Here is a 21965-nt window from a genome sequence, read left to right as displayed (position 1 = left end):
ACAGAACATCAATTTTCAAATGTCTTTTATGAAATTAAAGGGCTGAGTTTCTTGATTTCCAGCTATGAACTGTTTGATGTCATTGGTTCAGAAAAGGAAGAAGAAGAACAGGATTTTATGGTCTTTAATAGTCTCTATTCGACTTGAACTTGGCTCAATAAAAAAGGAGCTTATTAAAGCTCCTTTTATTATTCTTCTACTAGTTATATCCAGGGTTTTGGTACATCCTTTCTGGATCAAGCTGGTATTCATCGAATGGAATTGGATAATACCTGTCTTTTTCTGAAATATTCTGAAGGTTGGCAATGCCATATTCCGACTGATCCTTCTCCTTGAAATACATCACCAATTCTGAATTATTGAAAGCTCTTAGGAGGTCATACCATCTCTTTTGCTCGAAAGCCAACTCTACTCTCCTCTCATGAAGTATCGCCAGTTTCAAGGTTGGAAATTGTGTCGCATAATCCGGGTTTTGCATGGCTTGCTCATAAAGTGGCAGTCCTGCCCTGTCCCGAACCTGGTTAAGCATGGCAATTGCCTCTGAGGTGTTTCCAAGTCGTTCATTTACTTCTGCAAGCAATAAAATCACATCTGCATAGCGCATCATGATATGATCGTTTCCACCAAATCCATTTACGCCAGCCGCATCACTGACATCCCTGTATTTAGAGATAAAATATTCCTGCACCCTTGCATCTTCTGCATAATTCACAGAAAAGTCTTTACGGGGATCATTCTCTTCGTATTCATTGACCAAGTCTAAATTTACCCGGGTACCACTACCAGTGGCAGGTCTTTGGGAGTTGATGGTTTCACCAAGGGCTTGATTGTTTCTGGCTACAGCCGAACTTAAGTTTTGATCTCCCTGTCGGTACACAATTTGGAAAATAATCTCCGGATTGGTCGATTTTTGGTCTACGTCAAACACCGATTCATAACTGATTTCCTTTAGGTCACCAAAGGTTCTTTTCTGATAGGCAGTTTCCAGGTTTTGTTTGGAAAGCGAGAAATATTCACTTGGGCTTTTTCCGGGAATCTCATTGCTTCCCATGGTCAAATACACTTCACCCAATAGTGCATGGGCAGCTACTTTTGAAACTCTGCCTTTTCCGGAAATAGGCTGGTGATCAGGAAGAGTGCTGGAAGTGGCTACTTCCAAGTCTGCAATGATCTGGGCATAAATGTTGGCTTCGGTCTCTCGGTAGGTAACTGCTTCCAATTCGTCAGGAGTTTTCACTTCTATCGTTACCAAAGGCACGCCTCCCCATTTCCTTACCAAGTGGTAATAGGCCAAAGCTCTCAGATAAGATGCCTGAGCCAAATGGGAACTTTTCAGGTTATCATCTGAATAAGCTACCGATTCGATATTATTGATGACATAATTTGCTCTTGAAACAATGGTATACAGGGCCGACCAATGGTTTTTCAAGTAGGTATTGCTTGGAATCAAAGAGAAATCATTGAACTGGAAGGGTTCACCGGCATTGGACTGGTTATCATTTCTGCCCATATCATCACTGCGCTCATCAATATAGAGTCCACTGCTTTCTCCCAGTGCACTATTGTTTCTGATGGCAGCATAAATTCCATTGACAGCGGCTTCCACATCAGCAGGAGTTGTCAGGAATTCACCGGAAGGCACAGCATTGGGATCAGAAATATCCAGGAAATCTTCCCCGCAAGAGAACATTGCAGCGGAGACTAACACTGTAAGAATATATACAATTAATTTTTTCATGTCATTATTTTTTTGGAAACGATTAGAATGTGACTTTAACACCCAGGTTGAAGGATCTCATCAAAGGATATTTTCCATAATCCACCCCTGGAGTAAGGTTTGCTCCATTGTTATAATCGACTTCAGGATTATACCCCAAGTACTTGGTAAAAGTGAATGCATTGTCCACACCAGCATAAACACGGAACCCAGACACCTTCATTTGCTGCAAGGTTTCAGCTTTGAAGCTATAACCCACTGTGATATTGGTGATTCTCAAGAAGGATCCATCCTGAATATAGAAAGTGGAAAGACGTGTACTATTACTCTGTGTACCACCTCGGGATGCTTTATACACCCAGCCGTTTCCAGGCTCATTTTCACTGCGGAATCTGTCGTCTACGACTGCATATTGGTTTCCAGAAGCCTCCATATTGAAGAGGTAATAATCTTGTCCGTCAAGGACTTCATTTCCTTGGGAACCGTTCATTGCCACTGCGAAATCAAAGTTTTTGAAATTTCCACTGAGGGTCAACCCATACGTAAAATCTGGATATGGAGTACCTATGACTGTTTTATCTTCGTCACTGACAATTCCATCACCGTTGACATCTTCAAAGTAAAGATCTCCAGGCCGTAGCGGATTGCTGGAAGCCAAAGATCTTGGAGGGCCTTGGATTTGATACCCTTCAGGGAAAGATTGGGTTGCAGCATTATAAACTGCATCATCTGCAGCGATATTTTCCATATCACTTTCTCTCACCATTCCGACTACTTTAAATCCATAGAACATTCCGATAGGTTGGCCTGTAGTGGTGATATGAGTTAGATAGGATCTTTCCGCACCTCTGGAAAGAATGGTACTGGCATCTCCTAGATCCAAAACCTTGTTTCTGTTTAGGGAAATATTACCACTTAGATTCAAATTGAAATCCTTTTTGGAAACAACCGCTGCATCAACCTGTAGGTCAATACCCTTGTTTTCCACTTTGGAGTCCGGCATATTGGTCAGGACAGAAGTGGCTCCAGAAATGGCAGAAATAGGTCTATTAAGCAACAAATTAAAAGATCGGCTCAAATAAGCATTGGCAATGACAGATAGACGTCCATCAAACAGTTCGGTATCAACACCGACGTTAAACTGGCTGGTAGATTCCCAACCCAAGGATTGATCCCTCATGTTTAATGGCCAAACCCCTGATTCTACAGATCCATTTCCAAAAACCACCGGCTGTGAGGTAGACATCACTTGGGCAAAGTTGTAATCTCCGATGTTGTTATTTCCACTAAGACCCCAGCTTGCTCTAAGTTTCAAGGAAGAACCCTGGCCTAACCAATCATTGTAAAATGATTCATTGGAAATATTCCATGCGGCAGATACGGATGGGAAATTACCATACCTGTTCAATGGACCGAATCTGGATGATCCATCCCGTCTAAAAGATGCGGTCAGATAATATCTGCTATCGAAATTATAACCGACTCTGGCCAAATATGAAAGTAATCTGGACTGGGTTTTACCAGTACCTCCATTCATCTGGAAATTGGTAGGGTCTGCTCCTTTTCCGGTGATTTCAGGGATATTGTCATTTTCAAACCCATTGGAAGTGACACTGATCACATCTGTATCAGTTGCCTGAACGGTATAACCTGCAAGTGCATTGATGGAATGCTTGTTGAAATCCTTCAGGTATGCCAGGGTAAATTCTCCCAATTTATCCCTACGGTCATAAGTCTGTGCGGTAGCATAAGCGGCATTCTTCGCCTGGTCAGAATAGGGAGGATTAGCTCCGCTGCTCAAGCTGGTTGGTTTATAGAATTCATACTTCTCAAAGTAGGTCTGCATGCCTAAGTTGGCTTTGAAAGTCAATCCTTTCAAAAGATCATAGCTTGCATTGGCATTGTAGGTACCTCTTTGTCCCCGACGGCTGATGATCGTTTCACTGGCCAAGGCAAGAGGGTTTTCTATACTTTGGAATCCATAGGCAGAAGAAAGGGAAGCGGCCTCATTTTTTGCCAACGTTCCGTCCTCATTGTAGGCTTTAAAGATCGGCATATAAATCAAAGCTCCTAGAATCGGCCCTTGATTGAATCTTCCCTCTTGAACTTCGCGGTTGATATTGCTGGTAAAGGCTACGTTTGCCCCTACTCTGAATCGTTCACTCACTTTGGAATCAACGTTTAATCTCAGGTTAAAACGATCTTGATTGGTCGTTTCAATGATACCTGGCTGATGCTGGTAGCCACCACTCAAGAAATAACGGGATTTTTCATTACCTCCATTGACAGAAAGGTTATAGCGCTGGGAATGGGCATTTCTGTAAAGCACATCTTGCCAGTCAGTATCATATTGAGGTGCAATGGCCTGTTGGTTGGCAAAATCATAGAATTCGGTTGGAATACTTACCCCTCCTGCATTTCCTACATTTGATACCCTGGTTTGATTGGAATCAGAATACATGGAATCATCCCAAGCTCTCCCGGAGTTCTCAATCAGGTTTCTATAGTTGTTGTTTCTGGCATCAATCAGAAGATCTACAAACTGGGAGGAGTTCAGTAAATCCACTTTTTTGGCCAATTGCTGAATTCCTGACTGATAGTCAAATTCCACTTGTGCTTTACCTTCCTTCCCTCTTTTGGTCGTGATCAATACCACGCCTCCGGAAGCTCTGGATCCATAGATTGCAGCAGATGCGGCATCCTTTAGGATATCGATGGATTCGATATCATTTGGATTGATATAGACATCATTGGCTGCCGGATATCCATCGATGACATACAATGGTGCCGAACTGGCATTGATGGAACCGATACCTCTTACTCTGATTTTGGTTGTTTCGTACGGTGCACCGGATACCTGGGAAACCTGTACCCCGGCAATTTTACCTGTTAGCGCCTGTCCAAGTGTAGGGGTGGATAAATTCAGGTCCTTTGCCTTCAGATTTGAAACGGCACCGGTAAGATCCGATTTACGGAGACTTTGGTATCCGATGACTACTACTTCGTCCAGAGAAAGATCCTCTGCAAGCAACTGAACGTTCAACTCTGTTTGGCTACCTACTTCTACTTCTTTGGTACCATATCCCATCAGGGTGAAAACCAATACAGCTCCATCCTTTGCATTGAGTTCAAAGCTTCCATCCGGATCTGTAATGTCATAATTCGTGGTGCCTTTTTCAAGGATGGAAACCCCATCGAGTGGCACTCCATCCTGGTCTGTTACGGTACCCCTTATGATTCCCTGGCCAAAAGTGACGCCAAAAGAAACAAGTGATACCAAGATCACATGTAATAATCTTTTCATCATGTAGTTAATTTTTAAGAATTAGTGGATTTTTATCAATGCGGCATTTTGGGTTCTGGAGGAAGATACTGCTATTCCCAATTCGGGATTTAGCAGGCAAAAGCCTTCCAATTCATCTTTTCTATCAAAGTCGATTTGCTTGAGGACTACTTCTTTTCCTGTTTTGAGTGAGGCTTCCAGATCCAGGAATGTCAATCTCCAAAGGCGGCCTTCAATTTGATTCTGGATTAAAACCAATACACCCTGATCGGCGATCCAATGTAGATTCTGTACCCATGGAGAGCAGGTGAATTTTCCGATTAAAACCCCTTGTTCAGAAGTTCTTTTGGAATTCAACAATTTCGATGGATCGTAAAGGCGAACTTCATTTTTAGCAGGTCCATAATCTGCTGTGGCGACTAACATTCTATTCTGATAGTGGATGAATTCGGGACGGGTTCCCTGAATACAGGCATCGTCATCTATCGTGGCCAATAGGTTGCCATCCAGAGTTTTGGTTTTTAGAAAACCATCCCAATCAATTGCATAGATGACTGCTTTCCATTGGGTTCCTTCCGGATTCAGACGGATCGAGTTTCCAATAAATGTGGGATGTCCCTTTGCATAGGCGATTCCAGTGGGGTGGTTGATGACATCCTTACCGTCCACGGTAAACAGAAATTCCTCACCTGAATAGACCAAGGTATCATTGTAGGAATAGGATCTCATCATTCCCACTTCCCTGTCTCCGTAGATATAAATCTGATCGTTGATTTTAGAAACCCCTTGAGCTGCTCCCAGCTCAGAAAGAGTCTGGATTTTTGAAATGGACATTTCCTGAGCTGACAGACTACTGTTTAGAAGCATGCAGAGAAACAGTAGGAATTGGATCGGATAAATTTTAAGGGTCAAGTGGTTCATCGGTATCAATTTGAAAGGAGGAAATCAATGGGAAGAATTCTGCAATAGTGGAAGAAATCCTTTTCCCGTTTTTATAAGGATGGTAACCCAGTTCTTTCATACATCTGGCATGCATCAAATCAGAGTAGATATAGGCACTCTGGGATGGTGTGGTGACAGTGATCGAAGGTCTATCTGTGGGAAAACCATATCGAAACATGATCCTGGCGGTGTTTCTCATATTGGTAGTGGTATGCCTGGCGTGCGGGTCAATCAAAATTGCTGATTCGGGAACTCCAAGCTTCAGGAGATACCTCTTCATTTCGATTGCCTCATTGTGCAAAACCTTGTATGGATGCACATATCCACCTGAAACCAGAATAAAGGGAGCTTTCTTTTTCTTATAGGCATCGTAGGCCAATTGACATCTGATGACCCCACCGGAACTCAGACTGTCCAGGTAATTATCCGTTCCGGCACCTGGAATCAGGATCAATGGATACTCATATTCTTCCCAGGAAGTGTTTTTAGTGGCTTCAAAAGCTGCTTTGTTTTCAAGCTGCATCATGGGTTCAAAGTCACCTGCCCTCTCAAATCTTGCCATGGCCAAAGCATCCATGGCATAGCCTAGTGTCAGTTGATAGAAGAGTGATGCATTTTCATATTTAACCTTCGCCAATTCGCTCAATGCCTGGATATTGGCGAGATAGGTGGATGAGTTGAGGTTCATCCCCAGAGAATCAATTTTGGGATAATTTGACTTTTCCCCTTTGCCATAAACTGAAATAATATGATTGATCGCAGTAGCATCCTGTGTCCAGGCATTGGCAATAAACACTGCTGGATCCTCAGAATAAATCAACTGATACATTCCTGATGGGGCAAGGTGCTTGGTAGCCAAATCAGAAAAGTGTTGATTTTGATTGGCGAGCTCGATAAGTCTTTTAGAAATCAGTTCGATCTCCTGATCTGAAAATCCAAGAGCGGCAGGATAACAGGAAGCATTTTTGCCACAAGCAGTAAGAGATTCAGAAAGTACTTGGAATTTATGGCGGGTGATTTCAGTGAGTTCGGGGTCCTTTTTAAGAAGTTCCTGAATACCGGGATCTTGATCCAAAAGACTGAGGAAGTAAACATTTTTGGAAAGAACAGGATTCTCACCAATGATGGGCATGTAATTAGCCTGAGGTATATTTTGACTCCAGCTGATGCTCCAAAAAAGCTGTAGAACAAGGAATAGGATAGCTTTTTTCATTCCGCAAATGACGAAATCATCAGAGGAACATTCGGTCTGATTTTAGTTATGAAAAAGTGAAAAAATCGTGATGGAGAAAAACCTTGCCGGAGATGGTAAATTTGATTGTTCGAAAATCCATTTCAATTGGAAGTATGACTTATTTCATTCCAGTAAAAAGTTTAATCCAATTCAAAATTGTGGTTTTGTATTTTTTGAAATTCCTGTAATTAAAAAATACAATACTGTTAACACTCGATTTTCTAAATCAAAAAATCATTGATTATTACCTTTAGGTTAAATGCGCTCCGATCTTGTGACATCCACAATAAAAACCATTAAGAAATCAAGAAATTTGATGAAAGGTTGCGGTAAAAAATAGGCATATCAGGAATAAATCAGGGCTGGGATTGATGGGGCGAATTACTTTTCTCTTTCAATGAGTTTGAAAATTGCGTAAGGTGATTGAAAATAGAAAAGATAGAAGAAATAAAGATCTTTTGTCCTTTTCACTGACGAATTATTTCTGATCAACATCTCCACTTTGTTAATAAGCACAGATTATTCGGAAAACATTCTTTGAGAGTGCAGAGCGCCCTTCTCCCCTCCTCATGGAGCTTTTTATTTTGATGAGGATTATTTTTTTAGGGATCATATAAAAATAAATAGAATTAAGATTAAAAAACACCAAGTATGGAATTTCCAGTATTATCGAAACCACATCCGGTTTTCCCTCCTTTTTGCCCTTGATGAATTTCACTTGTAAGAATGTTCTTCAAATCAATCATGATTTTGTTTTAGTGGTAGTTAAATTCAAACTCCTCCAAGCTCATGCTATCATGATTCTCAGTGCTCTTTCCATCTAGCAAATATCCTATTGTAAATCAAAAAAGAACTGACTAATCCCCTCAGTACAGATCAAAAAAATCAATGATTTATAAAAAATCTTATCACCTGCTTCCCACTGTTCAAATAACAGATTTTAGCAAAGAAAAGTATTGTTAGAGGATTTAGGATTAGGCGTCAAATTAATTGAATCATTAAAGCAATCTTGACAAAAAAATGATACTAATAAGGTGGAATTGGAACGGCTAAGTTTTAGATAAATTGAGAAAACAGAAATTTCAATAAAGAATGAAATGCCTCTCAATTAACGAAAAAAGTCACAGGTTCTAAATCCTGTGACTTTTCTCATCCTATTAGGCAAGGCTTTGTCCCATCAAAAGATGGGTGCTCAACACAACCCTGTTCCATAAATTGATAGAAATTACAGCAGTGATAATTTCTGCAACTTGAGTTTCACTAAAATATTGCACTGCTTTGGTATAGGTATCATCTGACAATCCCTTTTGGTGGATTAAAGTTACTTCTTCTGTCATTGACAGCACTATCTTTTCCTCTTCTGTAAAGATATTCTCCGTTTCCCTCCAGGCACTCATAAGAAAAATTCGCTGAGAGGATTCACCGTTTTTAATTGCATCCTGAGTGTGCATATTGATACAATAAGCGCATCCATTTAATTGTGAAGCACGGATTTTAATCAGTTCCTTGGTTGATTGAGACAGTGAGGATTTTGATTGGGACATTTCTAAACCAATCATCGCTTGAAGCGCTTTTGGCGCTGATTCCTTAAAGTTTAATCGCTTTTGCATTGTTTTGAAGTTTTAAATTGAATAATACAAAATTGAACTACGGGAAAAGAAAAAAACTTAAACTGGTTTAAGAAAGAAGTCTCTTACGGATTTCACTCAAATATTCAGGAGTGAATCCCAAGTAGGAGGCAATTAAATATTGTGGGACACGCTGGATGAATTCGGGATGATTTCTAACAGCTTGATAATAAAATTCTTCTTTGGACATTGAAAAAAGAAATTGAATACGTCTTTGTGCTGCCGCATATGCCCGCTGATACACAAACCTGAAATAGCGTTCCATTTGAGGGAATTTTTGAAATAGCTTCTCCTGATTCTCTTGGGTTATTAAAAGTATAACAGATTTTTCAACTGCCTGAATATAAAATTCGGTGCTTATTTGACGTTCATAAGCAAAATTATCTGTAAGCCACCATGTCTCTATTGCAAATTCGGTGGTTTGTTCCGCTCCTTTTTCATTGATGAAAAACTTTCTCAGTAATCCTTCTAAAACAAAGAAATGATGTCTACAAATCTGACCTTGCTCTACTAGATTTTCTTTTTTACCCACTGTTTTTGTTTCAAAGAATGTTATAATTTCTTCAAACTCAGTATCAGAAACTTTTGCAAATTTTTCTATATGCTTTTTAAAAATAGTCCACATTTGAGATAAAAGAGGTTTGTTAGGGAACACAGAAAGTATTTCAGAAAAGGATTCTATTAGTTTTCTCCAGACAATAATCCGGTTTTTCCCTCAAAATTTACTTCATTGAATACCACAATTTAAAGGAAATTAATCATCCTTAAGATTTTACCACCTAGTTCAATTAGGCACCCTATCTTCCCATAGAATTGCTTTACCTAACCAATATTGCAATTATCAGTAAAAACCAGTGGTCGTTTAATTGAACCTATAATAGTAAGATTAAAGAATATCATCCTATAGCAAAGAAATCTCCCTTTCGATTTTTATTTGCTCCAAAAACGTTTCATCGTGTGACACCACAATCAAAGTACCTTCATATTCGTTTATGGCAGCAGTCAATATCTCAATATTCTGAATATCCAGATTATTGGTTGGCTCATCTAATATGATGATATCCGGGGAGGAGCTATATACTGTTATACCACAAAGAAGTAATCGCATTCTCTCTCCCCCACTAAGCGCCCTACAGGGTTTGATCCAATCTTCTTTCGTAAACAAAAATCTGTTTAACCTACTTTTAATTTGATGTTCCTGAAGGGATGACTCATTGAATTGCTGGGCCTGATCGTAAACATTCATCGAGTTATCGATTAGGGAATACTCCTGATCAATATAAACTGACTTATTCTCAGCATGGTAAACTGTTCCAGAACTTGTTGCTAAAACTCCTAAAATCAAGTTTATTAAAGTAGTTTTTCCAGAGCCATTTTTACCTTTAATGGCTATACGCTCACCACTAGTAATCTGGAATTTCAGATTACTTTTCCAGATTGGCTTAGTCCCATAATTGAAATTGATATCCGTTGCTGAAAAGAGAATCTTTCCTTTATGCAATTGTGAATTATCAAATCCAAAAGTCATTTTATCAATCCCAGGTACAGTTTCCCGCAAAGATTTTAAATCCTGGGAGATCCCTCCGATTTTTTCGGCATGGACACTTTTTAATTTGGAGGTGCTATTTTCTGCCTTGTTCCGAAGCGTATTCATCATGATCCTGGATACCCCGGCTTTTTCCTGCTTCCCTTTTCCACGGCTATCCAATTTTTGTTGGCGTTCTACAGTCTCTCGCTCTTTCTCCTTGGCTTTTCGCAGGGCCTTTTCTTTGCTTTGGATATCGAGACTCAGTGCTTTCTTTTCAATTTGTTTTTGCTCAACATAAAAATCATAATTGCCACCATATCTTTTCAACCCACTCCGACTCAATTCACATACACTGTCCAACAGATTTAACAATTTCCTGTCATGACTGACGATGATCAGTGTGCTATTAGTGGTGCTGATAAAATCATAAAGCATTTCTCTACCGGATAAATCCAAATGGTTGCTCGGTTCGTCCAGAAGAACCATTTTAGACTCATGAATTGCGATACCTGCCAGGAAAACCTTTGTTTTTTGACCACCGCTGAGTGATTGAAGTGATCTGTTCAAATCCAGCTCTCCTAGCCCCCAGTGAGTCAATGCCTCCTTGCAACGATCTTCTATGGTCCAATCGTCATTTAGAATAGTAAACCAATCCTCTGAGGTATCACCATTCAGAATTCGATGTAAGGCATTCAATTTATCCTCGACACGCAAAGCTTGGGCAATTGTCTGATGATTGAATTGACCAAAAACCTGGGGAATGTAATAAGGGGTAACGCCAATACTGAACTGACCCTCATATGTTTGAAATTCTTTTGCTATGATTTTCAGCAGGGTGGATTTACCAGACCCGTTATTGCCTATTAAGGCAACTTTTTCATGGGAGTTTACTGATAAATTAACATCAGCAAACAATAAGTCTTTATTGGGAAGCGTATAGGAAAGGTGTTGTACAGTCAACATAATTTCTTTCTTTAAAGAGTAAACAATCAGACAAACTGCTTGGCAGTTTGCTGTCTTTAAATGTTTTGAAAGAAATTAAATTTCACATAGTGATACTTGGAGTTCCTGTTTTGCGATTGCAAATATATTATTTTATTCTTCTTAAGTACGACTCTATTTCCATATCATAATAAAGATGGGCCATGCCCATACATTTTTTTATAGGCATAAGAAAAATGGGAAAGGTTTTCAAAACCTAAATCCAAATAAATATGGGATGCTTTTTCTCCCTTTTTTGAAATTAGGTAATGTGCTTCACTTAGGCGCTTTTGTTGTAGCCACCGACGAGGCGTAGTACCGAAAGTTTTTTCAAAATCCCTTTTAAAAGTAGCAAGGCTCCTTCCTGTTAAATAGGCGAATCTTTCCAGATGAACATTGAAGTGGTAATTTCGATTCATAAATGCTTCCAGATCAATCTTAAAAGGATCGGCAAAATCAAATAAGATGTTTTTAATCTCTGGATTTGATTGCATCAATAACAATAGACCCTCTTTAATTTTTAATTCGACAATCTGACCGTCCTCGAAATTATTTGTTTGCTGGTACCCAATTAAAGAACTAAAATAATTTTCTAAAATTTTGGTCTTTTTTAAATTGATCACAGGTAAACCAGAGTATTTTCCGTCTGAACTGAGACCATATTCCAAACAAAAATCCTTCAGTATTTTTTGACTCAGATAGATGGATATGGATTTAAAATCTCCACTTTCAGGAGGATGTTTTATGAATTTCACTAATTGATTTCGCCGGATCAAACGCAAAGACCCCAGAGAAGGTGAATATTCATTAGTTCCATCATTAAGAATTAAAGAACCTGCTATTTGGTAGCTCAAAGTATGTTCTGGGACAAAATGTTCCCCATCCCTGCTTTTTTGATGGTAGCAGGAAAATACTATTCCGGGCCTTTTATTATCGGATTTCTTGATTTCCATGACTTTCTAAATTTATCAATTGATATTGCACATAAAAAAATCGTCTAAAATTAGTTTGGACGATTTTAATCTGGAAGATGGGCTTCGTTACATGATTAGAGTTTTTACTTCCAAGAATTCTTCCAGCCCTAAGACCCCATTTTCCCTTCCAAAACCAGAGTTCTTATATCCGCCGAAAGGAGCAAGCGGATCGTGTTTCAGTGTATTAATCAAGACTCGACCCGCTTTCAATTTATTTGCAATGAGTTGTGCCCTTTCAGTATCACCGGAACTGATAAATGCCATTAGCCCATAGTCAGAATCATTGGCGATTTCAATGGCCTGCTCCTCATTTTCATAGGAAATAACGGTAAGGACAGGACCAAAAATCTCCTCACGGGAAATTTTCATTGAATTATTGGCTCCCATAAAAATAGTTGGGTTTACATAATAGCCTTCTTCAAATCCTTTTGGACGACCTGGTCCACCATGGACCAATTCAGCCCCTTCCTCTATACCAGAGATGATATACTGCTGAACACGGTCGACCTGTTTTTGATTGGCAACCGGCCCCATGTTCACCTCTTTGTCAAATGGATTACCTACAATAAACCGGCTGGCAGCTTCGATCAAACGGTTTTTTATCTCTTCCTTTTTTGAAGCAGGTATTAATAAACGTGAACCAGCAATACATGCCTGTCCATTATTCATAAAACTAGCCTGCAATGCCATTGGAATGGCTGTATCTAGGTCGGCATCTTCGAGAATGATGTTAGCAGATTTCCCTCCCAACTCAAGAGTTACTCTCTTCATAGTTTCGATAGCTTGTTTAGCCAGAATTTTTCCTATTGCAGTCGATCCAGTAAATGAGATTTTAGTGACCTCCGTGCTTTCCATTATTGCTTTGCTTATTTCATCACCTCTCCCATTCACCATGTTCACAACACCTTTTGGCAACCCAGCCGCATCTATGCATTCCATGATAATTTGCGATTGCCAAGCTCCAAATTCACTAGGCTTTAACACAATTGTGCAACCGGCAGAGAGTGCTGAGGCCACTTTTACTGCGATGGAACCCGCAACTGAATTCCATGGGGTAAAAAGTGCAGTAACACCTACAGCTTCCATCTTTACTTTGGATTCGTTTACATTCCTCTCAAAAGGGTAATTTTTTATAACCTCTATTTGATTGAGAAATGTACTGGCCGAAATCAAATTAGACCATTTTGCACGTTCCCTTGTTGCTCCATATTCCAAAATAGTCGCTTTAATCAAGTCATCAATACGATTGGTGATTTGATCGTGGATCCGCTTTAAAATTCCAGATCTCTCTTCTATGCTGGATTGACTATAATTAACAAGGGCTACACTTGCAGCTTGAATAGCTAAACGTGTATCTTCTTGATTTGCATAAGTCAATTGAGCGATTGGTTTGCCATCACGTGGGCTGATGATCTTTGCTGTTTCAGAACCCTTGGGTACCAAAAACTTTCCGTTTATGTATACACTTTGAATTTGTTTCATGACTTTTTTTATTTCAAAGGTACCTTGAATATGTCTCGCCATGGTTTGTTAAAAAGCTCATAGTTACTTTGCTAAAAAGCTCATTGCAATTTCAAAGGTTAGGCGGCATTTTTTTTTAAATAAGTACATCTTTATTCATTTACATTTTTATAATCCAACAAATTTGAACCCACCCGTAAATTAGTATATTAGTTATTCACAAAACCATCTGATTATGTGGTCAGTATTAAAATTTTTAAGCACACTATTCATCAGCTTTATCGCAATGATCGGGACATTGGAGGCAGAAAATCCCTTTTCTCTTTTCGCTGTTGCCTGTGGGATTTGGATTATTTAAATCGTCAGTCTCCAGTCAAAAAAAAAGATAAACAAGGAAAGACTAATTCGAGAGATTCTGAATAAACTCTAAAATCCACAATGGTTGCTTTTTTTATTCAAAAGACACCTCCTAATATAAAGAAGTGCCTCAGATAATTCTCAACCGATTTATTTCAGGGGCAAGAGTCATGTTGCTTTAGTTCGCAAAAGATCCAACAGAGTCTATGTGGATCCATTACAAAATAAAGTAGTTGGCATACAAAAAGCAGAAAATATCCCAACTGTTATGTACCTAAATGATATTGCTGACCCAATACACTTTGGGAATTGGGGTGGGCTGACAACCAAGATTTTTTGGTTTTTAGGCGGATTATCCATTTGCGGACTGATACTGACCGGTATTTGGATTGCCTTGAAAAGACAGTATAAACAAAGTAAGGGGACAAACTCAAAAGTGATGGGCAATTGGAAATTCATGAACTGGGGATTTACTGGATTGATCGTAGGATACATGTATTTCTTTATGATTAGCCGATATGCCAGCTCCTGGAGCTCAATTATAAAAGTATCACTGATTTTAGTGGGAATAGGTATCCTAACTTGGTATATTTTTGATTACAGATTGAAAAAATCCCTAAATAAATAAACCAATAAATTTTCTCATTAAACCTGTTCTCCTTCTTATTGCGCAATCAGGCCAAATTGCCCCATTCCAGCCTAAGAAAATTCCCCCTGACTCACTGAAGCCACAAATCACTTGAGGTAAGGTTGAATTTGTACCGACAACTCTATAGGATTCTATCTCACACAATTCTCTTCCCGAATTGCGTCACTTTTGGGATGGGCTCCTCCTAAAAGAGAAGGGTCTTGATCCTGCTCCATAATGAGATTAATGGAAAGAAATGAATTGGTTGGTCGTTAAAGAATCGAATGTCTTCGGATCTTCAAACCTTGAACGATCTCCCAGTATCTTCGATTTCAATAACTAAAAAACTACTTTAAAAAAGGATTTTAGATTAAAACCCAGCCACTCTCATCTTGGCCCCTCGCTAAAAAAGTCCTCAGGACTTTTTCTTTACACTCGGTTGCTTCAGTACAGGGTATTTTTATAGTTCAAACCAAGGTTTATCTTTATTAATGCGAACTTTTTACTGGTCTTTTGTCAGCTTTATGATTTTCACATTGGCTTTGTCTTCCTGTCAGGATCTCGGGAAGCCCAAAATTCCAGTCGATCCATTGATCAAAGAAAGGAATAGCTTATTAAATATTTATGGTGGAAACTTAGAGATTCAGTAGCGAATTCATTTGATTTTTAGAAATATTATTCTTTTAAAAACCATAGCAGTTCATTCATATTTCAAAGTCTCGTTCCATTCATACAGTACGAGGGGTATTAGCCATATGAAGTGTATGAACCAATCTTCAGTTTAGAAAACTATTGCTTTTTCTAAATTCCCGAGGAGTTAATCCTGCGATCTTCAGAAATGAGGCATTAAATCGACTGATGGATTGAAAGCCACAACTGAAAGCCAGCTGGGTGATTGGAAGATCCGAGGTAAGAAGTAACCGCTGTGCATGGGAAATGCGCTCTTCGGCAATGTACTCACTTAAAGTTGTCCCAAAAGTCTTTTTAAAGATGGTATTAGCATGATCCGGATGTAGCTCTACGGCTTTTCCTATATCAGATACTTTGATCGGTTCTGTATAATGTTTAGCTATAAACATAGCAATTTTTTCCACTTGGTTAGCTTCCTTGATTTGGGAAGCAGAAATACCTTTTGAGCTGTCTGGTATAAATTCAAAAGCCATTCTATTTACACGACCCTGAACTTCCAACAAAGCAATTTTAGGATTTTTATTTTCCTGGAAATCATCAAACCAACGTTTGAAATTGGCCTCATCTGAAGAAGAATAGATAAGATTTGTTTCAGAAATAATTTCTCCATTCAAAATTTTCTCTACAAAGCTGGCAGGTAATTTCCATTCCAAAAAAACCGAAAATGGAACAGTGCAAACATAATAAGGCAGGCTAGTTTCGACTTCTACTATTTGATGAGGTGTCAGAGCCCAAAATAAGGTGAATCTATTGGCCGGAATTTTGATTTTCCTTCCTTGAAACAAGTAGGTAACCCCTTCTTCTGGGAAAAAATTGATTTCAATTTCATTATGCCGATCAGGTCTATGCATTAGATTGGGCACCCACATTTCACATGAAAAACCGTAGGGCTTAAAAACACTTCTTTTTTCATCAAAAAGCTTCATCATCTCGGAATTCGATAGGTTATTAAGATAATATAGGTAGTTTTTATCTAAATACGAGAATAAATTTACATCCAATCTTTTCAATAACCCCAAGCAAGATGATTTGCAATAAAAGTATTTTACTAGCCTTTGTAGGAATATTCATTTTTTTTGGAAGCTCTAGCTGCCATGCACAATTGAATGAATCTGCCAAACCTAGAGTAATCATCAGTTCGGACATTGGCGGAACAGATCCTGATGATTTCCAATCGATGATACATTTAATGATGTATTCAGACCTCTTTCAGCTGGAAGGATTGGTTTCATCACCTTTCGGTAATGGAACCAAAAAGGATTTTTTAGATATGATTGATATCTACGAAAAAGATTACAAACAGCTCCTACCCAATGCCCCGGGACTTCTGCCTCCTAATTTACTAAGAGAGATAACTAAGCAGGGGCAAAAAGACGCTGCACCTTTCAAAGGATACACCACTCCTACCGAAGGTTCAGAATGGATTATTTCCTGTGCTAAAAAGAAAAGTGATCAACCGCTTTGGGTTTTGGTATGGGGAGGAATTGAGGACCTGGCTCAGGCACTACATGACGCTCCTGAGATCAAAGAAAATATCAGAGTTTATTGGATCGGAGGTCCGAATAAGAAATGGAGTATCAATGCCTATTCTTATATCGCAGAGTCTCACCCTGACCTTTGGATGATCGAGGCAAATGCAACATATAGAGGTTGGTTTATGGACAATGATTCCCCCGATGAATTGAAAGCATATGCCTTTTATGAAAATTACATTCAGGGTCGAGGTGAGTTGGGCAAAGACTTCATTCATTATTACGAAGGGAAAATCAAAATGGGCGATACTCCATCCTTGGCCTACCTCATGAACGGAGACCCTGATGATCCTACCGGCGAAAGTTGGGGAGGAAGTTTTGAAAAGATCCAGCGAAGTTCCAGAAATGTATTCAAGGGCGGAAGTTCGCTTCAGGATACTGTAGCTGCTTATGCGACGGTAGAATGGAGATTTGATGGGCCGGAAATAAATGTCTCCGAAGATTCTGTCGTTTTTGAGATAGAGGCCCAAAATCAGACCTGGCCAGGATATTACCTGGGAGGTGGTATTTATGGAGTAAGGTACTCTTCAAAAGGACCGGAACAAGGATATTATAAAATCAGTAGCCCTATCGCGGAGTTGGATGGATTGGAAGGAAACTATGTCAGTACAGTTTCTTGGCCAGGAAAAGTCACGCCTGATGATTATCAACTGGGCTATAACTGGTACAGCGATAAGCAAGATCCAGCACTGTATATCAAAGTTCAACAAGGGGCAAAAACTATCTCAAAATACAGAAAGGAGTTCTTGATGGATTGGGCAGAGCGATGGAAATGGCTGGAAAAGTGATAGGGAAAATCTCAATTATTTAGTCTACATCCTATCTATTGAAAGAACCTATTCGAGGGTAGTCTTGGTATTAGTTGTCTTTCCCCAAGCCCTCCAATTGTTCAAATACCTAATTTATTTTATCCCAGTTGGTCAACCACCATCATTTGATAGCCCTAAAGGAAGAAATACATAACCTTTCAAACTTATTCTCTTCTGAAGTAATCCTCCCAAAACAGATCTTATTCAATTTTAAGACAATTCAAGGTTTATTTTCCACGGACGGAATTGTTGATTGCTTCCATAATTTTTCGGTGCATTTCTGGAATTCCAACCTTGCTCCCAAGTAAGGTTTTCAGGTTGAATTCCTTCGATAATTTCATTGGTTACTGTTTCTGCCAGTTTGTTAAAGTTTTCCTAAGCTTTCATCTCATGAATTTTTAAGTGATAAAAAGTAATTTAAGCTAGCCAAAGCATCCATATTCAAGGATGGTAGGAACCTCGACCCGAAACTTTCAGAGCTTTTTCCTGGAGTCAGGGGTGCTTTGTTTTTCTTGTAGAATAGGGATTGTTGACTGAGTAGTGATATTTTTTTTTACCCATTGGTGTTGATGATCCGATAGACAAACATCTATGGAAAACCGGGTTCTAGGTAAGGCAAAAGCCTGAATGAAAAAGTCGGAGGCAGTTAATAGGAAACCGGCTTTTTCTCTTCAGGACGAAGCGAAGATTTGACGATCCTAGGTTCTGGTTTTCACCTTTGCTAGGATGGGCGGTCTTGAGACCAGTAAAAAGCAGGAACGGATCTGGCAACCCACTCGAAAGTACAACGCTCCCAGACAGAAGAAAGAAAAGCGGAAAATGGCTTGCCCCCTAAAGTAGCCGTGGGGAGCTGAAAGCTCTTTATTTTTCCGAGAGAAAGGAGGAAGAGGAAAGTGCTGAAAATAATATATTCATGCCCAAAATATATAGCTAGTTATGACGATTCTAATAAATCGGGAATATCTTACTTCTATATGTCTTTCCATAGTTTACGGTTTGCGTAAACCTATTCTTGGACAAGACACTCTCACTTGGTCATAACGGGGCCTATTACTGGAGTTTGTACTGGTTTTGCAATGCCATAGATAACTATGACTCCAGAGCCTCCGCCCCAGGTCGAAAATGCCGGATCCGGATTTGCCTGCATGACCGTTTGAGGTAAATTCCAGTTATTGGCACACCAGAGATTACCCGCTTGATCCACTACCACATCGGTCAACATTTGGATACTGCCCGAATGGATGGTATGAATCATATCACCTGTAGTAAAGGCACTTGTACGACCACTTGGCCTAGCACCAGCCATGAAGGATACTCCCCTACCCATGAAATTGGCAACCCAGACATCATCGTTTCCATCAACAGAAATTCCCCAGGGAGCATTCAGATCCCCATCTCCGTAAGCCTTTAAATTCGACTTTTGGGTAACGGGATCTATGGTATCCATTGGATCAGCATCAAATGGAATCATAAAGACGGAACCTGTAACACGGTTGCGACCTACAGTTTGGGAAAGATGTGGATACCCAAGCGCAAATCCTTCAATAATAGAAACCCCATCAGTAGGAGTTGTGGATGGGAAATCAGGACTGGTATTACAAGCCACCCAACAATTTCCCTGCGAGTCAAGAGCAACACCGCGTCCACCACCGGCAAGGATAAAGCGGTCCACCGGGGTATTTTTTTCAGAGGGGGCATAACGTACCAAAGCCTTACCATTTGTATTGCTGATCCAGACACGGTTAGAATTATCAATAGATGCAGCAAAGGGAGCTGAAAGAGAATCACTTAGCTTCTCATTTACCACCACCCTGCCTCTGGTTGGGTCTCCACCGGGAAAGTGAAGCATCTGATTGGAAGAAGTTCCCACTACCCAGATATCCCCGTTGGGTGCCACCCCAATGCCTTGCAGTCCACCTATCTCATGTAGGGCTTCCTCCAGTTCAGGAGGAACTTCCTTATAAATCGGTTCTCCATCTTCCAAGCGATATATTCCAATTGCCCCATTAAAACTCGTGACCCAACAGGTCTCCTTATCAGTAACTGCTGTCCCCCAGCCCGCTCCGTCAACTCCCATTCCAGTATAACCGGTAACAGCAGGGGAAACTAAACGTCCCGTGGAATCAAGCTTTACCAACCCTCCTCCAATTCCTTGGTATACCCCATTTTGTGCTCCTGGCATCCAGTTTAATCCAGTCCATAAGTTTCCGTCCCTGTCCAAGGAAAGTTTTCCGGGAGCGCAAATCCCTCCTTGACCAAAAGCCAAAATCATCGCAAAATCCTCCGGTGCAAAACTTAAATAAGGTACGAAAGGAGCACTCCGCCTGCTAGGAGGAACTTTGCTGTTAGGTTTGAAAGGAAAGCCATCTTCGGGAAGAGGATAGGCTTGATCAAAAAGGTTGAATAAATCAGTCGGATGTAACCAAGGAGACTTTGCAATTCCGATCATTGCCTCGGCAGTGTTTACAGGTTTATTTCCTTCCAATGGCTTTGAATACTCAAACAATTTCCCAAGCCAGGCACTCCCTTGTTGACTGCCTGTACCGCTAGCTGTAATCAGTGCAGCTAATGTATTCAGGCGTGCCAGGGTCTCATTCTGGGTAATGTTGAATGGGTCCACTAAGACATCACCCCAGGTTCCGGAGACTGGATTGACCAGATTAGGTGTATTCTTGGCCGCAATAGTTACTCCTTGAGAATTTCCTGCTAACTGTAGTCCGTTAAAAAACTGGGCACAGGTAAAAGCAGATGCCACGGTAGTCAACTCATTGACCGCCAAACCATTTTGAATTATTTTCTCCAAAAAATCAGGAGATAGTACTGATAATAAGACTACACTAGATGAGGATAATTCTGCGGTTATATAAAGAATAGGGTTATTGGAATTAGGAGTGGCATGAAGGGTAAATTCCCCTTTCTCCTCTGCACCCAAAACACATTCCCCGATTGGATCTTTTCCATTCGCCTCAAACATTTTTACAGTTGCGGTTACATCATTCGAATTGTTGAATGACAACTTTCCATTAAGAGTAATTTGATTTGACATAACTTTAATTTTAAGTGTAGGTAAGCGTTTAAAAATTGTAAAACTTGCTTTTAGTATTAATACGGAGCCTAAGTTCTGTGTAACCAAGCATTCTTTCTGAGCTGAACAGTGTGTTCTGAATTTTCTTTGATTCTATAAACTAATTCAGTAAAAATTGAAGCGATAAAATATACTTACCAGATCAACACTTCATTGTCAGTTCTTCGGGTGTTGTCCCTGAACAGATTAAAGACCGCCGTAAACTCATGGGTATTTCCGGGAAGGTTATATCCCCCTCCTGTGGAGAACTCATAGAGGTACCCGATTCTCAATCGCTTTGTCAATATTCCCAATTGGGCATTGGTGGCATAATTGATTCGATGGCCCGCACCTACCCATACACGGTCCATCAGCAATGCCTTCAGATTGAATTCCAGATTGTCTTTCAGGTCTTTTTGGCTTCTGTAAAACGTATTAAAAATGACAGCAAGGTTTTGACTGATGGCTTCACGATAGCCAGCCTGAACCATGATAGCTGTTGGATATCCGTCCATAAACTCATCCCCTGAAGTGATTTTACCTCCGGCTACCCGATGCATGCCATAGGACACATAATATTTGGCATGGGTCAAAGCAATACCTAGATTGAAGTCGATCACATTCATATTGGAAAACTGACCAATATATTGCCCCAAGGTTGGATCGTTTTGCTCCTCTGTGGTCAGTGAATTCCCATCCAGTCGGATGCTCTGATAGTTTAAACCTGCCCCCAATCTAAGATTATGCTTCTCTGTCAATCTGACTCTCGAAGCGTAAGAAACCAATAACTCGGTCTCACGGAATGCTCCATAAGTATCATAAAGCAGGTTGGCCGATACCGCATTTTTTCCCATCAGGGCAGGATCTGCCTCTCCTGAAAGTTCGCCGAAATCCAACTCAGTGGATATAAAATAGGTTTTCGGTGCTCCTTCAAATCCTGACCATTGGTTCCTTACAAATCCCCTGATCGCACTCCCCTCATATCCTGTCAGTGCAGGATTATAATAACTCTGGAAGTGACTGAAATTGGAGATGTATTTTCTCGACTGGGCCTTGGCTGCAAACAAGGAGCTTAGGACTAAAAAAGCTACTGCGATATTTCTGATGTTCTTTTTCATTTCAAAATTGGAATGTTTA

Annotated in this window: 15 protein-coding genes; 3 read left to right on the top strand and 12 right to left on the bottom strand. The window is 40.0% G+C overall.

From position 1 onward, the window contains the following. Positions 1-199: 199 nt before the first annotated feature. The 9 genes from FHS59_RS22920 to FHS59_RS22880 form a co-directional block, all read right to left on the bottom strand. The gene (locus FHS59_RS22920) at positions 200-1738 is read right to left on the bottom strand and encodes a RagB/SusD family nutrient uptake outer membrane protein (RefSeq protein WP_184498692.1); all 1539 of its coding nucleotides are present in this window, start codon (positions 1736-1738) and stop codon (positions 200-202) included. A gap of 22 nt (positions 1739-1760) precedes the next feature. Then, positions 1761-5024: a SusC/RagA family TonB-linked outer membrane protein gene (locus tag FHS59_RS22915; RefSeq protein WP_246388593.1), complete on the bottom strand. Its 3264-nt coding sequence runs from the start codon at positions 5022-5024 to the stop codon at positions 1761-1763. A gap of 18 nt (positions 5025-5042) precedes the next feature. Next, a complete protein-coding gene (locus tag FHS59_RS22910; protein ID WP_184498690.1) occupies positions 5043-5921 on the bottom strand; it encodes a hypothetical protein in 879 nt (292 codons plus the stop codon). Then, positions 5902-7155 carry a YdcF family protein gene (locus FHS59_RS22905; protein WP_184498688.1) on the bottom strand — a complete coding sequence of 418 codons (1254 nt, stop codon included), beginning with the start codon at positions 7153-7155 and terminating at the stop codon, positions 5902-5904. The genes FHS59_RS22910 and FHS59_RS22905 overlap by 20 nt, the downstream gene beginning before the upstream one ends. Before the next feature lie 1178 nt (positions 7156-8333). Beyond that, positions 8334-8786, bottom strand: a complete 453-nt coding sequence (locus FHS59_RS22900; protein ID WP_184498686.1) for a carboxymuconolactone decarboxylase family protein — start codon at positions 8784-8786, stop codon at positions 8334-8336. 67 nt (positions 8787-8853) lie between these two features. After that, positions 8854-9429, bottom strand: a complete 576-nt coding sequence (locus tag FHS59_RS22895; protein ID WP_184498684.1) for a Crp/Fnr family transcriptional regulator — start codon at positions 9427-9429, stop codon at positions 8854-8856. A 276-nt stretch (positions 9430-9705) separates the two neighbouring features. Then, a complete protein-coding gene (gene abc-f / locus FHS59_RS22890) occupies positions 9706-11295 on the bottom strand; it encodes a ribosomal protection-like ABC-F family protein (protein WP_184498682.1) in 1590 nt (529 codons plus the stop codon). A 164-nt stretch (positions 11296-11459) separates the two neighbouring features. Continuing rightward, complete coding sequence (locus FHS59_RS22885) at positions 11460-12266, bottom strand: AraC family transcriptional regulator (RefSeq protein ID WP_184498680.1); 807 nt, start codon at positions 12264-12266, stop codon at positions 11460-11462. Positions 12267-12353: 87 nt separating this feature from the next. After that, the gene (locus FHS59_RS22880; RefSeq protein WP_184498677.1) at positions 12354-13769 is read right to left on the bottom strand and encodes an aldehyde dehydrogenase family protein; all 1416 of its coding nucleotides are present in this window, start codon (positions 13767-13769) and stop codon (positions 12354-12356) included. Positions 13770-13983: 214 nt separating this feature from the next. Here FHS59_RS22880 and FHS59_RS23495 point away from each other — a divergent pair, with 214 nt between their 5' ends. Both FHS59_RS23495 and FHS59_RS22875 read left to right on the top strand, forming a co-directional pair. Then, on the top strand, positions 13984-14106 hold the full coding sequence (locus tag FHS59_RS23495) for a hypothetical protein (RefSeq protein WP_262890886.1): 123 nt from the start codon (positions 13984-13986) through the stop codon (positions 14104-14106). Positions 14107-14313: 207 nt separating this feature from the next. Further along, positions 14314-14733, top strand: coding sequence for a PepSY domain-containing protein (locus FHS59_RS22875; RefSeq protein WP_184498675.1), 420 nt, complete (start codon positions 14314-14316; stop codon positions 14731-14733). Between the two features lie 776 nt (positions 14734-15509). Here FHS59_RS22875 and FHS59_RS22870 read toward each other — a convergent pair. Next, positions 15510-16352 carry a helix-turn-helix domain-containing protein gene (locus FHS59_RS22870; protein ID WP_184498673.1) on the bottom strand — a complete coding sequence of 281 codons (843 nt, stop codon included), beginning with the start codon at positions 16350-16352 and terminating at the stop codon, positions 15510-15512. Between the two features lie 95 nt (positions 16353-16447). Between FHS59_RS22870 and FHS59_RS22865 the strand changes: the two genes are divergently transcribed. Beyond that, positions 16448-17743, top strand: a complete 1296-nt coding sequence (locus FHS59_RS22865; RefSeq protein ID WP_184498671.1) for a DUF1593 domain-containing protein — start codon at positions 16448-16450, stop codon at positions 17741-17743. A 1048-nt stretch (positions 17744-18791) separates the two neighbouring features. Here the strand turns inward: FHS59_RS22865 and FHS59_RS22855 are convergent. Together FHS59_RS22855 and FHS59_RS22850 are read right to left on the bottom strand one after the other, a co-directional pair. Beyond that, entirely contained in the window at positions 18792-20810 is a 2019-nt protein-coding gene (locus FHS59_RS22855; RefSeq protein WP_184498669.1) for an NHL repeat-containing protein, read from the bottom strand. 173 nt (positions 20811-20983) lie between these two features. After that, positions 20984-21946, bottom strand: a complete 963-nt coding sequence (locus tag FHS59_RS22850) for a PorP/SprF family type IX secretion system membrane protein (RefSeq protein ID WP_246388591.1) — start codon at positions 21944-21946, stop codon at positions 20984-20986. Positions 21947-21965 lie beyond the last annotated feature (19 nt).

The sequence above is a fragment of the Algoriphagus iocasae genome, from assembly GCF_014206875.1.
Classification (GTDB): Bacteria; Bacteroidota; Bacteroidia; order Cytophagales; family Cyclobacteriaceae; genus Algoriphagus; species Algoriphagus iocasae.
The sequence above is the reverse complement of the archived record's forward strand: the minus strand, read 5'-3'. Positions and strand labels throughout refer to the sequence as shown.